Source organism: Pseudomonas sp. IT-196MI5, from assembly GCF_949767415.1.
GTDB lineage: Bacteria > Pseudomonadota > Gammaproteobacteria > Pseudomonadales > Pseudomonadaceae > Aquipseudomonas.
The window spans coordinates 49,316-65,256 of the sequence record NZ_CATKPZ010000012.1 but is presented as its reverse complement, the minus strand read 5'-3'; the positions used below and the strand labels follow the sequence as shown (position 1 = coordinate 65,256).

The window sequence follows — 15,941 nt, the reverse complement described above, 5'->3', positions numbered from 1 at the left end:
TCTGGAGTGCCGATCAGCCTCCAATCGTTTTCAGGTACGCAACTGCATTCCAGTTGCGCACCTGATTGCATTCGCCTGTCGATCCTCACCTCATTTGTCCTGCTGATCGTGCCGATCTTCATCGCTGCGGTAGCGGCCTGGCTGAAAAACCGCAGCGATCGATCGAACATGACCGGGGTGACGCATTAAACTAGCCACCCCACTATGCTGTCCTGGACTCCTGCATGAACGTCAATGACGCAAGTTTCGAAGAACTGTTGGACGCCCTGCACGACGGCGTCTACATCACCGACGGCGATGGCAACACACTCAAGGTCAACAAGGCCTACGAACGCTTGACCGGCCTCAACAGTGCCGAACTGGTGGGGCGCTCCATGCAAGTGCTGGTCAATGAAGGGACGATCTCTCAGTCCGCCACCCTGCGGGTTTTACGCGAAGGCCTGCCCGTTTCGGTAATGCAGAGCGTAAGTCACGGGAAAAAGCTGTTGGTCAGCGCAACACCGATCTTCGACAGCGTCAAACGCATCCGTTACGTGGTCAGCACCGTACGCGACATGACCGAGTTATTGCGCATGAAGCATGAGCGTGACGAACTGCATCAGCTCAAACAACTGCGCAACAGCACCGCGCAATTGCATGCCGGTCAACGCGACGAACTGTTGAACTCCCTGCCCGTGGCGGACCAAAAAGTTTCCGGCCGGGTCTTCGCCCTGGCGCGCCAGGTGGCCAGCAGCTCGGTGAAGGTGCTGCTGCAAGGCGAAACAGGTGTCGGCAAGACCCTGGTCGCGCAATACATCCACAATGCCGGCCCCCGTGCCAAAGAGCCGTTTCTGGCACTCAATTGCGGTGCACTGCCGGAAAATCTCATCGAGGCCGAACTGTTTGGCTATGTCCCCGGTGCCTTTACCGGCGCCGGGCCGAAAGGCAAGCGTGGCCTGCTCGAGCTGGCCCACCACGGGACGTTGTTTCTGGACGAAATTGGCGATTTGCCGTTACCGGTCCAGGTCAAGTTGCTTAAGGTGATCGAAGAAAACCGCTTCATTCCGGTTGGCGGGCTGGAGCTCAAGGAAGTGGACGTGCGGATCATCAGCGCCTCCCATCATGACCTCAAGCAGCGGGTGGCACAGGGGCAGTTCCGCGCGGACCTGTATTACCGACTCAACGTCGTCCCCATCCACATTCCCGCCCTGCGCGAGCGGAGTGAGGAAATCCCGGCGCTGTTGCATTTCTACCTGGAGACCTACAACGGCCGTTACGCACGCCAGATGCAGTGGAGCCTGGAAGCGCTCGACCTGCTGTGTGAGTACGCCTGGCCAGGCAATATCCGTGAGTTGATCAACGTGGTGGAGCGGCTGGTGGTCACCACCCAGGGCGATACCATCGAGGCGCTGGATCTGCCCGAAGAGATACTCAACCTCAGCCCGCAGGACACCGACCAGGGCCACCTGCCGCTGCGCAAGATTGTCGAGAATGCCGAACGCGCGGCGATTCGCGCGGCACTGCGCTTGCACAAGACCACCCGCCTGGCGGCGAAGGCCCTGGGTGTGAGCCAGGCCACCGTGGTGCAAAAAATGAAGCGCTGGGAACACTCTGACTGACAACGCTTGATCAGTATTTCAATCAAACAGCCCCCAGGCGATCAGGATGCTGATCGCAACTCCCCTGCATTAATCCCGCCTTTTCCCCGCAAAGCCCCGCCATCCGGGGCTTTGCGCATTCTGGCACGCCATTCGCTATGTCCGGTTGACACGCCCTTGCGCAAACAACAACTACATAGGACGAGCCAATGACTGCCTCAGCGTTCAAAATCGCCAATCGACTGATTACCGGAGAAGCCGCCCTCGAGCAGCTATCCGTGGAACTCACCCGCCTGAATATCAACTTTCCGCTCATCGTCACCGATGCGGTGCTGGTCAAGTCCGGCACGGTTGACCTTGCCCTTGCGCAATTGGGAGGTCGGCGTTACGGCGTCTTTGATCAGGTCAAGCCTGAACCCGAGATCGCCATCGTTGAAGACTGCACCCGCGCCTTCCACGAAGGCGGTTATGACGGCCTGATCGGCCTCGGCGGCGGCAGCGCCATTGACATCGCCAAAGGCGTCGCGGCCTTCGCCGGGCATGACGGCCCGTTGGCCGAGTTGTTCGGCGTCGACCTGGTCAAGCAAAAGGGCCCTGCCCTCATCGCCATTCCGACCACCGCCGGCACCGGCTCGGAAGTGACCAGCGTCGCGATCTTTTCCGACAAGCAAGCGCAACTGAAAAAGGGCATCGTCAGCGACTACCTGCTGCCGGATGTCGCCCTCGTCAGCCCGGCCATGACCCTGACCTGTCCGCGCAGCGTCACCGCCGCCAGTGGCGTGGATGCCCTGGTCCACGCCATCGAAGCTTATCTGTCGGTCAATCGCTCGCCGATCACCGACGCACTGGCACTGGGCGCCATCAAATTGATCGCCAAGGCCCTGCCCAAGGCTTATGCCAACCCGGCCGACCTGCAAGCTCGCGAAGACATGGCCACCGGCAGCCTCATGGGCGGCATGGCCTTTGGCAATGCCGGCGTCGGCGCGGTGCATGCGTTGGCCTACCCGTTGGGCGGTCGCTTCAACATCACCCATGGCGTGAGCAATGCCTTGCTGCTGCCGCACGTGATGCAGTGGAACAAGATGGCCTGTGTCGAGCGCTTCCGCGATATCGCCGAAGCGATGGGCCTGCGCGTGTCCCACCTGAGCGACCCGCAAGCCGCCGATGCCGCTGTGCAGGCCATGGCCGATCTGTGTGAGGCGGTGGAGATTCCCAAAAGCCTGCGCGCCTTTGACGTTCCTGAGGACGCCATCCCGGCCATGGCCGAAGAGGCCAGCAAGATCGAGCGCCTGATGCGCAACAACCCGCGCCGCCTGAGCGCCGTCGATATCGAAAAAATCTATCGCTCGGCGTTTTGATTGGCGCCCCTCAAACCGTACAACGCTCGATGTCCCATCGAGCGCTCACCCTACAAGATCAATAAAACAGGTGCAGCCTATGTCCAGTTCCCCTGAACCACGATACGAAAGTCCGTACATCGCCCTTGGCCCGTTCAAGGTGCGCTTGCCCTTTATCCACTACAAATTCGAGTTGCCGGACTACCTGCAAGGTTTGCTGATGTGCGCAGTCGACCTGGCGGCGATCCCGCTGATGACCGAATTGCTCGGGATGCCATTCGAAGTGGCACTGGCAGTGGTCATGCTCAACGGCTTGCTGTACCTCACCCACCACTTGCTCGGCGACCCGACCGTACCGGGCTGGATCACCCCGGCGGTGCCGCTGCTGATGGCCTATTGCGCAACCTTTCCGGTAGGCCCGGAACGTGTCCATGCCTTGATTGCGTTTCAATTGATGCTCGGCGTGTTCTCCATTGCGCTGGGGGCCACGGGGATGGCCAAACGCGTGTTCACCTACATACCGGCGGCCATGAAATCCGGGATCATCGTCGGCGCGGGCCTGAGTGCCGTGATCGCGGTGTTTCAGGTAGGTGGCAAGTTTGACGCGTTCCCCTGGACGATCTCCATCGCGGTGGGCCTGGCTTTCTACCTGATTTTTTCCCAGCACTTCCAGGTACTCAAGCAGAAGAACGCGTTCTGGTGGAATTTCGCCAAGCTCGGCATCCTGCCGATTGTCCTGCTGGCGGTGGTCATCGCTCCGCTGTTCAACGAGGCGCCGTGGCCGACCATTCAATGGGGCATCAGCCAGCCGGACTTCGTTGGTTTGTGGACCCACTACACGGTGTTCGGTCTCGGCATGCCGCCTTTGTCGATGTTCATCTCGGCAATTCCAACGGTGCTGGCGGTGTACATCATCGTGTTCGGCGACGTACTGAGCGCCAAGGTACTGCTGGACGAAGCTGAACAGATCCGCACCGACCAGAAGATCGACTACAACCCGGACCGCGCGCACCTGATCTTCGGCGCACGCAACGCCTTCATGAGCATCTTCGGCCCCGACGTCGCCATGTGCGGACCGAAGTGGGCAGCCATGCTGGTGGTGATCATCGAACGTTTCAAGGGTGGGCCGAAGGCAATGGGTTCGATCATTGGCGGTGTCGGCTCATTCCGCTGGGGGACCAATACCGGGCTGCTGCTGTTGCCAGTGGTAACCCTGGTGCAACCGATCCTGGGCGTCGCGCTGTCCCTGACCCTGCTGATCCAGGGTTATGTCAGCGTGCGTCTGGGCATCCTGGAAGCGCGAAGCCAGCGTGACCTGGGTATCGCCGGGGTGATCGGCGCGGTGCTGGCAATCAAGGGCGCGAGCTGGGCGTTCGCCATCGGCGTGGTGTTGTGCTTGCTGATCTACGGCAAGAACTTTTTCCGTGGCGAAAACGACCGGACCTTTGCCCGTGACCTGAACACGCCGCAGACTTCGCCCGAGACGCCGTTGAAACCGGCCACGGTTCAACGTGTGGCCGAGACGGCGGCAGTCGAATAAGGCTTCGATCTTCGTTCATGGCGCGCGGCGTAGTGCCGACGCCATGAACAGGTCCGCATTTACCCCATATAACCAAGCTTGACGGGCGCCAACCAGGGCAGACGGACATCCCGGGTGTCAATCGACTCGGTCCTTACTTTTCCCACTCGGCCTTGGGAATCATCAAGCCGTGGTTACCGTTATAAGCGGCGCGCTCAGGCTGTTTCCAACCCTCCAGCAGCGAATCGTCGAGACGGTAGATTTCCACGCCGAGAGGACGGCAAACCTTCAGCGGATCCTCCGCGTCGGGGCCCCACATCGGCAATGACAGGTCACCGCCCGGACAGGTGGACAGCGCGCAGAGCAGGTCGATTTCCGCGAAAAACTCCAGGTAGTCGCCCTGCTTCGCCGGGCACGCCTTCATGAAGTACATGTCGTCGTGATTGAGGCCAGTGCACTGGAAAATGTTCAACACATCGTGCACGTCGAACTCGGTCAGGCCGTGCGGCAACACCGCGCGGGTCAGGTTGGAGTGGCAATGGTGATGAAAATCCTCGCCGGTGAGCATCTTGTTCACGTAAGGATCGCAGCGGGTGCCGAGCAGGTCGTGCAAGCGGCCGCCATGTTCGTCGATGCCGTACCCGGCCAGGCTGTCGTCGGTGATGGTGACCATCGGCCGCAGGAACGGCAGGTTCGACCACAAACGGTCGTAGGTGGTGACGTGCGCGCCTTGCAACTGACGGGTGCGGGCGGCCCACATGCGTTCGCGGGGATCGTTGGCGCTCCACACGTTGAAGTCGCCGACCTGCGGCCCCACAGGCGTGGTCACGCGAAACACATGCCCCGCCGGCACCTTCCAGGCGCGGCCGGTACGAATCGGCACTTCGAATTGCTCGACCAGCGTGCGGCCTTCCCTGCTTTCGCGCACGCGGTCATAGAACGCTTTGTCTACCTGCAATGCGGCGCCCTTGCTGACTTGGTAGGCCGCTGGATAATCCTTGTACATGATGGATCCTCTCTTCAGTGTTTTGGTCGGCTGCTCAGAATATCCAGCAGCACGAGTTCGGAGTCGTTGAGATAGCTGCTCATGGCTTCCTCGGCTTCCTTCTTGCGGCCATCGCCCAGCAGGTCGTAAATATGCCGGTCGCGTTCAAGCCAGGGTTTCTGGAAACTTTCCTCGCTGGGAGCGTTGGAAAACACCAGGCGCATCTGGGCCGCCACCTGGGTGAAGAATTCGTCGAACAGTGGGCTGCGCATCAGGCCGACGATGTGTTGGTGAAAACGCAGGCTGTGGGTACCGAAGGCTTGCCAGTTCTCGCGATCCCGGGCCAGTTGCGCCGCCTCGAGGGCATCGAGCATCAGATCGGACTGGTACTCGCGTAACGGCTTGCTCGCGGCGATCGCCTGCAATTGGAGCGTGCGGCGGACGTTGAAGATGTCGCGCACATCGTCGATACCCATTCGGCGCACCATCACACCTTTGTTGCGCACATAGCTGGTCAGGCCTTCGCGACCCAACTGGTGCAGCGCCTCGCGTACGGTGTTGCGCGAGGCGTTGTAGGCGTTGACCAGTTCGCTTTCCACCAGTGGCATGCCTGGCAACAGGCGCCCGCCAATGATGTCTTCGCGCAGCTCGATGGCGACCTGGTCCGGCAGCGACAGGCTTTTTTCCTTGGGTTGACTCACCGTTGCACGCCCTCCGTTCACGCGAGGTTGCGCGTGGCTTTCTTGCCCATCAGACCTTTTTGCATGTTCGTATCCTCGGTAGGTGGAAGCAGTAAAGGCGATCGTGATTGTTCAACAATCACTTTGTTACTTATATGCGTATACCGTGCCAATCATTGAATTCAAGGCCTGCTTGAAAGCTTTTTGTCTGGAGAACGCCTTTTATGGACAGACGGGTACGCCAACACCGTGCGACTCGTTACCGAACGCTACGTTGCAGAGCAAAAAACAGTTTTTACGCAGCTGAAATTCCGGGTTATTACCGAACGCGCGCGATTCCCGCATAGCTCGCAAGCTGCAATGGATTGATCGTCAATGTGGAGGGGCCGGCGTATTACCTGTTCCGGGTTATGCGCCCTACGGTACTAGCGATGGTTTCGATAGCGTTCGGTCAAAGACTGCACGAGGGTGACGTAGGATTGCGTCTCGGCGTAGGGAGGCACCCCGTTGTACTCGACCACGGACGCTTCGCCAGCGTTGTAACCTGCCAACGCCAGCACCTGGTTGCCGTTGAAGCGTTTGAGCAGCCAGGCCAGGTAGCGCACGCCGCCACGAATGTTCTGTCGTGCGTCGAACGGATCGTCCACGGCGAAGCGCTCGGCGGTGGCGGGCATCAACTGCATCAGCCCCTGGGCGCCGGCTTCGGAAATGGCGTTGGGGCGAAACGCCGATTCGGCATGTATCACTGCGCGGATCAGCGCCCTGTCGACACCATAATGACCCGAAGCGGCTTCGATCTCCCGCCGATAGGAATGGGTGTCCAGGCGCAGTGAGGCGACCTTGAAATCCTTCGACGCCATACACAGATAGCAGCCCTTGATGTAATAGAGTTCAAGGACATCGACCCGTGCGGAGATCCCGACGGGACGCCGGCTCACAAATTGACGAATACCCTTGTGGATGAAGGTGTACACCCGAATCCGCACCGCGCCTGAGTCGTCGTCCCGCACAAGCCGTGGCAGGGCCATTGCCCTGGCACCGACACCTGCGCCCGTCATGCCATTGAGGCGAGTGCAGCGGGCGCTGGCGATGGCTTGGCTGGTGTAGCTGATGGCTCCGTCCCTGGCTTGGCACTTGAACATGGCGCTGGCGCACAGTGGAGCGACCAGCAAGGCCAGCTCGATGCAGCCAAGAAGGCTCTTGCGAGCCCATCGCCATGCTCTGGAACTCATCACATCACATCGCTCCGCGCCGCAGGCGCCGATCAGGCCTGGGGCGCCTGCCCGGGCGCTGCCTTTGGAGGGCCTGTTCCGGGTGACCCGCCTGTTGTTCTGATAGTTATACCCCCTTGTAACCGGCCTTGGATCTTGCATTGACGTACGGGCTGCCGGCGTTCCCGGGCGAACGCAGGCCAACAGTGCTTAATGCCCGACGACTGGATAGGGGGCATGCCGTCGCAAACGGATGTCTCCTTGTGGCTGTCTCCTGTCTTTCGCGACATCCAACCAGTAATCCCTGGAACCGTAACTGCAGGTTATTTCCCGCATTTGTATGGGGTCCAGTCAATCATTTGCCCTGAATAACCGAGTAAACCAGCATTTCGCAGGGTCCCATCCGGCATTTCGCACACCCATAATGGACTTACAACAATAAGGGTTCCCCCTGAGGCACGTAAGCCATGTACAAAGACCATATCGTCAAGCCTCGCAAGACCGATAGCGCAGCATTCATGGGCGCAATCGCTGTCGTGATCTTCATCGTCACGCTTTTCTGCGGTGTAGGCGAAGGCCGCCTTTCCCGGCTGATGGGGCCAATCGTGCTTGACCTGCAAGCCCCCCTGGCGCGAGACATAGCCGTTGGCGGCACCTTCACCCTCACGGTGGTCCTGAACCTGTTCATCCTCGGCCGTTTTCCCTTGCGCACGCAGATCATTACGGTCTGGTGCGAATTGCTGGCGCTGTTCCTTCTCTTTTTCGACACCTTCAATCTTTCCTACAGTTTCATCGCGGCCAAAGTAGGCTTCATGATTACCCAAGGGGTTTTCACTACTGTCTACGTGTCCGCTATTTCCATTGCCATCGCGTTCGTCCTGGCGTTATTGGGCGCAACGGCCCGCTTATCATCCAACGGCTTCGCCATTGCCATCGCCAGCTTCTACACCTCGTTCTTCCGCGGTGTTCCGCTGCTCATCCAGATCTACCTCATCTACCTGGGCATTCCTCAACTCGGTTATGTGGTCGGGGCCGTACCAGCGGGGATCCTCGCACTCTCGCTGTGCTATGGCGCTTATATGACGGAGATCTTCCGCGCGGGTATCAGCAGTATCTCCCGGGGGCAGTGGGAAGCATCCCGGGCTATTGGCCTGACGCCCTTTCAAACGATGACTCGCGTGATTCTCCCGCAGTCCATGCGCCTGATCATTCCGCCGACCGGCAACCAGTTCATCTCGATGCTCAAGGACAGTTCGCTGGTGTCCGTGATCGGGGTCTGGGAACTGATGTTCCTGGCGCGAACACAAGGGCGAGCCGAGTTCCGCCACCTGGAAATGCTCATCACCGCCGCCGTGCTCTATTGGCTGCTGTCGATCGTGCTGGAAACCGTCCAGGCACGCCTGGAAAAGCACTTCAATCGCGCCCATCGCTGAGTCAGGAGCATCAGAATGAATCCGCCGTCAACTTCAGCAGCCCCTGCCCCGTGCCCCGCCATATCGATTCACGACATGCATAAATGGTATGGGGATTTTCATGTGCTCAAAGGCATCGACCTGCACATTTCCAGCGGCGAAATCGTGGTCGTGTGCGGACCGTCGGGTTCCGGCAAGTCCACCTTGATCCGCTGCCTGAATCTACTGGAAGACTTCCAGAAAGGCAGCGTGTTCATCGATGGCACCGAGCTGACCCGGGATGCCGCCTGCGTGGCCGGCATCAGGCGTCAGGTCGGCATGGTGTTTCAGCAGTTCAACCTGTTTCCCCACTTGACCGTCCTGGAGAACCTCATGCTGGGGCCTCGCCTGGTGAGCAAGCTCAGCGAAGCCAAGGCCCGGGAACTTGCCTGCGAATACCTCGAGCGAGTGCGGATCGGCAATCAGGCAGACAAGTTTCCCGGCCAGCTCTCGGGCGGCCAGCAGCAGCGCGTTGCCATCGCCCGAGCGCTGTGCATGCGACCGCGCATCATGCTGTTCGACGAACCCACCTCGGCACTGGACCCGGAGATGGTCAAGGAAGTGCTGGATGTGATGGGCGAACTCGCCGAAGACGGCATCACCATGGTGTGCGTTACCCACGAAATGGGATTTGCCCGGCGGGTCGCCGACCGAATCATTTTCATGGACCAGGGCTGCATCATCGAACAAGCCAGGCCCAATGAGTTTTTTGATAACCCCCGGCACGAACGCGCCCGGGAGTTTCTATCGCAGATTCTCAGCCACTGAGAAGCATCGTTACCGAGTCATCGACAAAAACAACAACAAAACACGCACCCAAGATATCCGGAGGCTTTCTCATGATCTCGTTTACCCGCTTCTTCGCTGCAACCGCTGTCGCCGCTGCCATCGCGATGACTACGGGCGCCGCCTGGGCCGGCTCGACCCTGGACCGCATTCATGAAACGAAGATGATCAAGGTGGCCACCGCGGCAAACTGGCCCCCCCAATCGTTCCTGGGCCCGGACAATACGCTGCAAGGTTTCGATATCGATGTCGCCACCGAAATCGGCCGACGCCTTGGGAGCAAGATCACCTTTGTGACGCCCGAGTACGGGATCATCACCGCAGGACGCTGGTCGAATCGCTGGGATCTGTCGGTCGGCTCCATGACACCCACCACCGAGCGCGCTCGCGTCCTCGACTTCCCGGCGATTTATTACTACACACCCTATGTATTCGCGGTGCACAAGGATGCCGCCGGGGCTAAATCGGCGGATCTGAACGGCAAGATTATCGGCGTCGAGGCAGGGACAACGTCGGAGGACTATATCAATCGTCGGCTCAAGATCGACGCGGCCGACGTGCCACCCTTTACCTACGACGTCACGCCTGGCGAGGTCCAGACCTACGGCGACAGCATGGGGCCTCTGGATGACCTGCGCATGGGTAACGGCGTGAGACTGAACGCCACGTTGTCCGCGCTGCCAACCATCGTGGCCGCCATCAAGAATGGTTATCCCATCGTGCGAGTGGAAGGCAAACCCGCTTACTACGAACCTTTGGCCATCGCCGTCGACAAGGGTGATGAAGCGTTCAGCAAGGCGCTGGGGAAAATCGTCGCGGACATGAAAACCGACGGCACCCTGAAGCAACTTTCGCAAAAGTGGTACGGCACCGACCTTACCCAAGTGCAATAACCCATGTATCGCAGGGTGCCCGCTTTCAACGCGGCGCCCTGCATACCTGAGCCGCAAAAAGGACAACGGACTTCATGCACACCTATAACAACAATTACTACACCGCCACGATGCACCACGCGACTCAGCGCGCGGCGCTGTCAGGTAATGCGCAGGCCGATGTGTGCATCGTCGGTGCCGGCCTGGCCGGCTTGAGCACTGCCTGGGAACTGGTATCACGAGGGCAATCCGTGGTGCTTCTCGACGCAGGCCGTGTGGCGTGGGGAGCCTCGGGTCGCAACGGCGGTTTCGTCCTGCAGGGCTGGTCCGAAGGGTTATCCTCCATCGAGCGTCGCTGTGGCAAGGCGACAGCCGCTTCGCTGTTCAAGTTGTCCCTTGAAGGCGTCGATATTGTTCGAGACAGGATCGCCCGTCATCAATTGCAAGGTTGCGCGCCGACGCCTGGAAAATTGAGCGTCGTGCGCTATGAGGATGGTGACAACCTTCAGCGCATGCGGGACAAAATGGCGGCTGACTACGATTTCCATCTCCAATACCTGGATCGCCAGGCCGTGCGCGAAAGACTGAAGACTGACCGGTATTTCCAGGCGCTTCGCGATGTCCATGGCTTTCACTTTCACCCCTTGAATTTTTGCCTGGGACTGGCCCGGCTCATCGAGCTCGGCGGCGGCAGGATCCATGAACATTCGCCCATGGTCCGGGTTGAGAGCGAGCGCGGGCGACACCGGGTGATCACCGATCAAGGCACGGTCGATTGCGCCCATGTCGTGTACTGCTGCGGTGGCTACGGTGGCCCCGAGTTCGGTAAGTTACGGCGCGCATTCCTGCCCATCGCGACCTACGCGGTGTTGACCGAACGCTTGGGCGAACGCCTGCCAGAGGCGGTGTGCACCACCGACGCCGTGGGTGACAATCGCCGGGCTTCGGACTATTACCGAGTCGTCGATGGTGACCGCCTGCTCTGGGGCGGTCGGATCACCACCCGAAACCTGCAGGATGAAAAACGCCTGGGGCAATTGCTGACCGACGACATCCTCGATGTCTATCCGCAATTGCGGGGCATCAGGATCGACAAAGCCTGGTCCGGGCTGATGGGGTATGCGCGGCACAAAATGCCTCATATCGGCCCGCTTGGGCGAGGGCTGTGGGCATGTACATCGTTTGGCGGCCATGGTATGAACACCGCCCCGATTGGCGGACGCGTCATTGCAGAAGCCATTTGCGGCGAGACCGATCGCTACCGTTTGTTCGATGCCTACGGCCTGGAATGGAATGGCGGCCCTCTCGGCCCGGCTGCCGCACAAACGGTTTACGCCGGTCTGAAAATGATGGATATATTCCAGGAAGCGCGCTCGCAACGAAGAGCGACTCATAAGAACTGAAACCGAGCGAGGTCAAGGAAGTGTCCATGGATGTGCAGAGCTGCGGTCCACTTTTTAACCTGACCGACAAGGACAGGCACCTGCTTGGACTCCTGCAGGCCAACGCCAGGGAACCCACAGCTTCATTGGCCCGCAAGCTCGGGGTATCGCGCTCCTCGGTGCAGGAGCGAATCACCCGCCTGGAAAAGGCTGGCGTCATCACCGGCTACAGCGTGCGCATCGACCAGGACAGACTCCAACAGACCATCAACTGCTTCACCATGACCTCTTGCACGAACAAGAGTTACACCGATGTCATGACATCTCTGCGCAAAATGGATGCGGTGCAGGCCGTGTATGCGGTCTCGGGCGAGTCGGACTTCATCATTCATCTCGTCACCTCGACCCTGAGCGAGCTCAACGCGGAGCTCACCCGGATCAACATGATCAAGGGGGTGGCGCATACCGCCTCCCACATCGTGATGGAAACCAAATTCAGCCGGAAGCTGATGCTGTAGGGGTTCCCGGTGTCTGCGCTAAACCAACAAGCACATCATCTGTAGCGAGGCCAAGGAATGCCAATCGGCCGCGGGGATGATCTCGCGTTTTCCATCCAGTTGATCATCCCCGTTTTCCTTTACGCGAATATGGGTGATTGACAGGCAGGACTGCGTCACGTCCCGATGGAGTCGTTGATTAACGATGAAAGGGAAACTTTCAGGAAGGCTCGCAAAAATGGACTCAATTAAAAATTGAGTCCTGTCGATCAGTACCGATAGGTTGCCTGCACTGAAAATCCATTCGCACTATTTTCGTAGTTGGCACTGTATTGCGGCTGAAGACCGGAGTTGTTCGACTGTTTTACTGAGACTTTGGAATCCCAGAGATAACCATAAGCAAAGTCTATCGTCAGATCGGCATTCGGCGAATAAGCACCACCCAAGGTCACGGCCTGGCGATTCCCAACCGGAACGCGCACGCTGCGATCGGCATTTCTAATGGGCGACGGATCATAGGCGTAACCTGCGCGCAGCAGCCATTGTTGGTTCAATTGCCAGGACGCGCCAACTGCGGTGGCCCACGTGTCACGCCAGTTCATTTCTTCGGTCACACTTCCCAGGCCAGCCGCCTGGCCCAAGGGGGAAAGACCGCTGTTGACTGCCTCGACCTTCTTGATCCGGCTCCAACGTTTCCAGGTGGTCCCCAGGTATCCCGTCCAGCGACTGTTGAAATGATGGGTGATGGACGTGTCCACTGATTCGGGCATAGTGATGTCTATCTTGTTGTCATAGTTTCCGTCCAGCGGGATAACGCTCGGGGAGCCGGAAACCTCAGTATGCCCTTTGAGTTCATAGCTCACCTTCGAGTGATAGTTAATTCCCCAACGAGTCGCATCACTCAAATCAAACAAGACGCCGACGTTGTAGCCAAGCGCGGTGTCATCGCCTTTGATGGTAACCCGCGTGTCCTGGCCGTTGTTCAGGGCGCCGGTGGCCAGGTCATTCTGAAGTTTTGCATTGAAACGGTTTATGGTCGGTCCGCCTCCAATGGACACGTAATCATTGATCCGATAGGCAATGGTGGGCTGCTGGGTTATTTCCTTGGTCGTGCTGTAGGAACCATGGTAGCGGCCCTGAAAACCGCTCTCGTAATCATTGATCAGGCCACTCGGAGCATACAGGCCCAGACCAATCGAAAAACGCTCGTCAAGCGGCGTCGACATATAGGCGAAGGGCACAACCCCCAAAGGGACTGAGTCCCCTTCATTCGTTCCTGGGGCACTGCCCTGCGCATCACTGATGTCATCGCTCACCGAGACGACCGCTGCTCCGCCGGAAATCTCGGTACGCTTCAATTTGGTCAAGCCCGCCGGGTTGCCAAAGATGGTGCTGGCGTCCAGCGCGGAAGACGATCTTCCCGCATAAGCAGTACCCGCACTACTTGCACTTTGCTCGTTCAAGGCAATGCCATTGGCCCCCGCGCTTGTTGAAACGCTAAGTATTGCCGCGGCACCTGTGAATTTAATCCAGGAAGACACTTCTCGCACAGCTGAGAGACACGGAATTGCACGGTTGCTCAGGTTCATTTACCACCTCGTATTGTTGTTATTGATTGGTGCGCAGGCAAAGCTTCGCCTTCCGGTGCACTTGGCAGTGCCGGTTGGAGTTCATCTTTTTTTTGAAAAAGGCCCTGGCTGATTAGCACCAGGGCCGGAGTGGCGAAATTACAAAGTCAGGATCAATCGAGCCACTCCACCTGAAAGCTATAGCGACCTAGAAGGAGGGCCAGGGACTCTTGATGTCTCCCGGCCCGGATGCAGGCGACCAATCCACGTTGTTCATGCGCAATCACTTCGACCGCAATGTCCTTCAGACACATGCGATCCACATCCTGCCGGACTACCCTGGCAACTTCGCGCCGCTGCAACGCGGGCTTGAAGATCTTGCCCACCGCCGTCAACGGCAGTGCTTCGAGAATTTCGATCCGCTTGGGAATGGCCGCCCGCTCACTGATGTGGTGTTGAGCAAACTGCTCAAGTTCTTCGACATCGCAAACGTGGCCTGGCCGCAGTTGCACGTAGGCGACCGGCACTTCACCCGAATAGGCGTCCGGGCTGCCGATGGCAGCCGCCAACGCCACCGCTGGGTGGGCCTGCAAAGCCTCCTCGATTTGCTTGGGATCGATATTGTGGCCGCCGCGGATAATCAGCTCCTTTTTGCGCCCGGTCAGCCAGAAGTAGCCATTTTCATCCTGGCGACCCAGATCGCCCGTGTTCAGCCAGCGCTGACCATTGATGTCGATCCACAGGCCCCGGTTATGGCTTTCTTCAACGTAACCCTCGAACAGGTTCGGACCGGTGATGGTGATCAGGCCGATTTCGTCGGTGTCGGCGTCGCGCAGATACGCTCCAGCGTCATCGAGCATGACTGCACGCATGTCCTGATAGGCAATCCGTATGCCGATGGAGCCGACGAAGCGCTCGCCATGGGGCGGATTGATCGAGGAGACGCAGGCGCCTTCCGTGAGTCCGTAGCCTTCGAGGATCTTCACTCCGATCCGACTTTCGAACTCCCGGAAAAGCTCAACCGGCATCGGCGCGGCGCCACACATGGCATAACGAAGGCTGGACAGGTCGCGGCCCTGTGGTTCATTTTGCAAAAGCGCGGAATAGACAGTGGGAACGCCGGAAAACAAGTTGATGCCGAAGTGTTCAACCATCTCCCAGAAGCGTGGGATCACACCCTCACCGCGATAGCCCTGCGGCGTGCCGAGGATGACATGATCACCTTGGGTCCAGGGCATCAAGCCTGTCACCAGCTGTGCATTTACATGGAACAGCGGCAACCCACAAAAAATAACCTGGCCACCACTGCGTGGCTGCAAGTGTGCGGTCACGGCCCACGCATTGAAGACCTCCGCCCCATGCGTACGCATCGCAATCTTGGGCAGCCCGGTGGTGCCGCCGGTGCAGAAGTAAGAGGAACGCTCCTCAGGGCGCAATTGCCGGCCGCTCTTCAGGTGCGTGCCTGGCTGAGCATCCATCAACGTCCGTAACTCGTGAATCGTGCCCCCCCTGTGCAACTCACGTTCTTTCTCTGCCAGGGATTCAAGCGATTCACGCTGAGCTGCATCGACATAGGGTCCCATGCCAACCCAAACGACGTGCTTGATCTCGGGAAGTTGATCCAGCTGGGAGGCCAACTTAGGCCACAGGTCACTGCCCGGCGTCGGTGCGAGCGTTACCACCACGCTGGCCTTGGCGGCCCGCAGCAAGGCAGCCATCTGTTTGGCTTCTTGCAGCGGGTTGATCGCCATGACGATACCGGCTGCTTCACCACCCCAGATAGTGAAGTGAGTTTCCGGCAGGTTGGGCAGGATGAAGGCCAGCACTTCACCCGGGGTAATGCCCAGATCGTGGAAAGCATTCGCCGCTCGAGTGATATCTGCGACGAGTTCGGCATAGCTCCAGTGATGGGTGTTCCTGAAGCAGGTAGCGTCGGCGAAGAAACTCAGTGCGGGCGCATCGGGAGAAAGTTCGGCTGTACGCGCCAGTGCTTCATAGGTGCTGGAAGCCAGGCCACGCACGGCCAACGGAACCTGCTCGATACGTTCAATGTCGTTCAGAGATTGCACCATCATT

At 59.1% G+C, this 15,941-nt stretch carries 14 protein-coding genes; 9 read left to right on the top strand and 5 right to left on the bottom strand.

Going from position 1 to position 15,941, the window contains the following annotated elements:
- Positions 1–6: 6 nt before the first annotated feature.
- The 4 genes from ACM6IK_RS11245 to ACM6IK_RS11230 all read left to right on the top strand — a co-directional run bounded on the left by ACM6IK_RS11245 (position 7) and on the right by ACM6IK_RS11230 (position 4,454).
- Positions 7–189, top strand: a complete 183-nt coding sequence (locus tag ACM6IK_RS11245) for a hypothetical protein (RefSeq protein ID WP_414874364.1) — start codon at positions 7–9, stop codon at positions 187–189.
- Positions 190–224: 35 nt separating this feature from the next.
- A complete protein-coding gene (locus ACM6IK_RS11240; protein WP_414874363.1) occupies positions 225–1,598 on the top strand; it encodes a sigma-54 interaction domain-containing protein in 1,374 nt (457 codons plus the stop codon).
- A 188-nt stretch (positions 1,599–1,786) separates the two neighbouring features.
- Positions 1,787–2,935 carry an iron-containing alcohol dehydrogenase gene (locus tag ACM6IK_RS11235; RefSeq protein ID WP_414874362.1) on the top strand — a complete coding sequence of 383 codons (1,149 nt, stop codon included), beginning with the start codon at positions 1,787–1,789 and terminating at the stop codon, positions 2,933–2,935.
- 79 nt (positions 2,936–3,014) lie between these two features.
- Positions 3,015–4,454 carry a hypothetical protein gene (locus ACM6IK_RS11230; RefSeq protein ID WP_414874361.1) on the top strand — a complete coding sequence of 480 codons (1,440 nt, stop codon included), beginning with the start codon at positions 3,015–3,017 and terminating at the stop codon, positions 4,452–4,454.
- Positions 4,455–4,587: 133 nt separating this feature from the next.
- Here the strand turns inward: ACM6IK_RS11230 and ACM6IK_RS11225 are convergent, their stop codons facing one another.
- The 3 genes from ACM6IK_RS11225 to ACM6IK_RS11215 all read right to left on the bottom strand — a co-directional run bounded on the left by ACM6IK_RS11225 (position 4,588) and on the right by ACM6IK_RS11215 (position 7,330).
- Complete coding sequence (locus tag ACM6IK_RS11225; protein WP_414874360.1) at positions 4,588–5,439, bottom strand: urea carboxylase-associated family protein; 852 nt, start codon at positions 5,437–5,439, stop codon at positions 4,588–4,590.
- 14 nt (positions 5,440–5,453) lie between these two features.
- The gene (locus tag ACM6IK_RS11220) at positions 5,454–6,119 is read right to left on the bottom strand and encodes a GntR family transcriptional regulator (RefSeq protein WP_414874359.1); all 666 of its coding nucleotides are present in this window, start codon (positions 6,117–6,119) and stop codon (positions 5,454–5,456) included.
- A 404-nt stretch (positions 6,120–6,523) separates the two neighbouring features.
- On the bottom strand, positions 6,524–7,330 hold the full coding sequence (locus ACM6IK_RS11215; protein WP_414874358.1) for a lytic transglycosylase domain-containing protein: 807 nt from the start codon (positions 7,328–7,330) through the stop codon (positions 6,524–6,526).
- 446 nt (positions 7,331–7,776) lie between these two features.
- Between ACM6IK_RS11215 and ACM6IK_RS11210 the strand changes: the two genes are divergently transcribed.
- The 5 genes from ACM6IK_RS11210 (at position 7,777) to ACM6IK_RS11190 (ending at position 12,318) form a co-directional block, all read left to right on the top strand.
- Entirely contained in the window at positions 7,777–8,742 is a 966-nt protein-coding gene (locus ACM6IK_RS11210; protein WP_414874357.1) for an amino acid ABC transporter permease, read from the top strand.
- Positions 8,743–8,757: 15 nt separating this feature from the next.
- Positions 8,758–9,528: an amino acid ABC transporter ATP-binding protein gene (locus ACM6IK_RS11205; RefSeq protein WP_414874356.1), complete on the top strand. Its 771-nt coding sequence runs from the start codon at positions 8,758–8,760 to the stop codon at positions 9,526–9,528.
- 71 nt (positions 9,529–9,599) lie between these two features.
- Positions 9,600–10,439, top strand: coding sequence for a transporter substrate-binding domain-containing protein (locus ACM6IK_RS11200; protein ID WP_414874355.1), 840 nt, complete (start codon positions 9,600–9,602; stop codon positions 10,437–10,439).
- A gap of 74 nt (positions 10,440–10,513) precedes the next feature.
- Positions 10,514–11,821, top strand: coding sequence for an NAD(P)/FAD-dependent oxidoreductase (locus ACM6IK_RS11195; protein WP_414874354.1), 1,308 nt, complete (start codon positions 10,514–10,516; stop codon positions 11,819–11,821).
- A 26-nt stretch (positions 11,822–11,847) separates the two neighbouring features.
- Entirely contained in the window at positions 11,848–12,318 is a 471-nt protein-coding gene (locus ACM6IK_RS11190; RefSeq protein ID WP_414874353.1) for an Lrp/AsnC family transcriptional regulator, read from the top strand.
- A 248-nt stretch (positions 12,319–12,566) separates the two neighbouring features.
- Here ACM6IK_RS11190 and ACM6IK_RS11185 read toward each other — a convergent pair whose 3' ends face one another.
- The gene (locus ACM6IK_RS11185) at positions 12,567–13,886 is read right to left on the bottom strand and encodes an outer membrane protein transport protein (protein WP_414874352.1); all 1,320 of its coding nucleotides are present in this window, start codon (positions 13,884–13,886) and stop codon (positions 12,567–12,569) included.
- 152 nt (positions 13,887–14,038) lie between these two features.
- Positions 14,039–15,940 (bottom strand): acyl-CoA synthetase, encoded by a 1,902-nt coding sequence (locus ACM6IK_RS11180; RefSeq protein WP_414874351.1) that lies wholly within the window; start codon positions 15,938–15,940, stop codon positions 14,039–14,041.
- Between the last annotated feature and the right edge of the window lies 1 nt (position 15,941).

Coding starts and splice junctions, on each gene's coding strand:
- ACM6IK_RS11225 (WP_414874360.1), bottom strand. CDS start 5,439: ATGTACAAGGATTATCCAGCGGCCTACCAAGTCAGCAAGGGCGCCGCA.
- ACM6IK_RS11200 (WP_414874355.1), top strand. CDS start 9,600: ATGATCTCGTTTACCCGCTTCTTCGCTGCAACCGCTGTCGCCGCTGCC.
- ACM6IK_RS11235 (WP_414874362.1), top strand. CDS start 1,787: ATGACTGCCTCAGCGTTCAAAATCGCCAATCGACTGATTACCGGAGAA.
- ACM6IK_RS11195 (WP_414874354.1), top strand. CDS start 10,514: ATGCACACCTATAACAACAATTACTACACCGCCACGATGCACCACGCG.
- ACM6IK_RS11190 (WP_414874353.1), top strand. CDS start 11,848: ATGGATGTGCAGAGCTGCGGTCCACTTTTTAACCTGACCGACAAGGAC.
- ACM6IK_RS11180 (WP_414874351.1), bottom strand. CDS start 15,940: ATGATGGTGCAATCTCTGAACGACATTGAACGTATCGAGCAGGTTCCG.
- ACM6IK_RS11240 (WP_414874363.1), top strand. CDS start 225: ATGAACGTCAATGACGCAAGTTTCGAAGAACTGTTGGACGCCCTGCAC.
- ACM6IK_RS11185 (WP_414874352.1), bottom strand. CDS start 13,886: ATGAACCTGAGCAACCGTGCAATTCCGTGTCTCTCAGCTGTGCGAGAA.
- ACM6IK_RS11230 (WP_414874361.1), top strand. CDS start 3,015: ATGTCCAGTTCCCCTGAACCACGATACGAAAGTCCGTACATCGCCCTT.
- ACM6IK_RS11215 (WP_414874358.1), bottom strand. CDS start 7,330: ATGAGTTCCAGAGCATGGCGATGGGCTCGCAAGAGCCTTCTTGGCTGC.
- ACM6IK_RS11205 (WP_414874356.1), top strand. CDS start 8,758: ATGAATCCGCCGTCAACTTCAGCAGCCCCTGCCCCGTGCCCCGCCATA.
- ACM6IK_RS11210 (WP_414874357.1), top strand. CDS start 7,777: ATGTACAAAGACCATATCGTCAAGCCTCGCAAGACCGATAGCGCAGCA.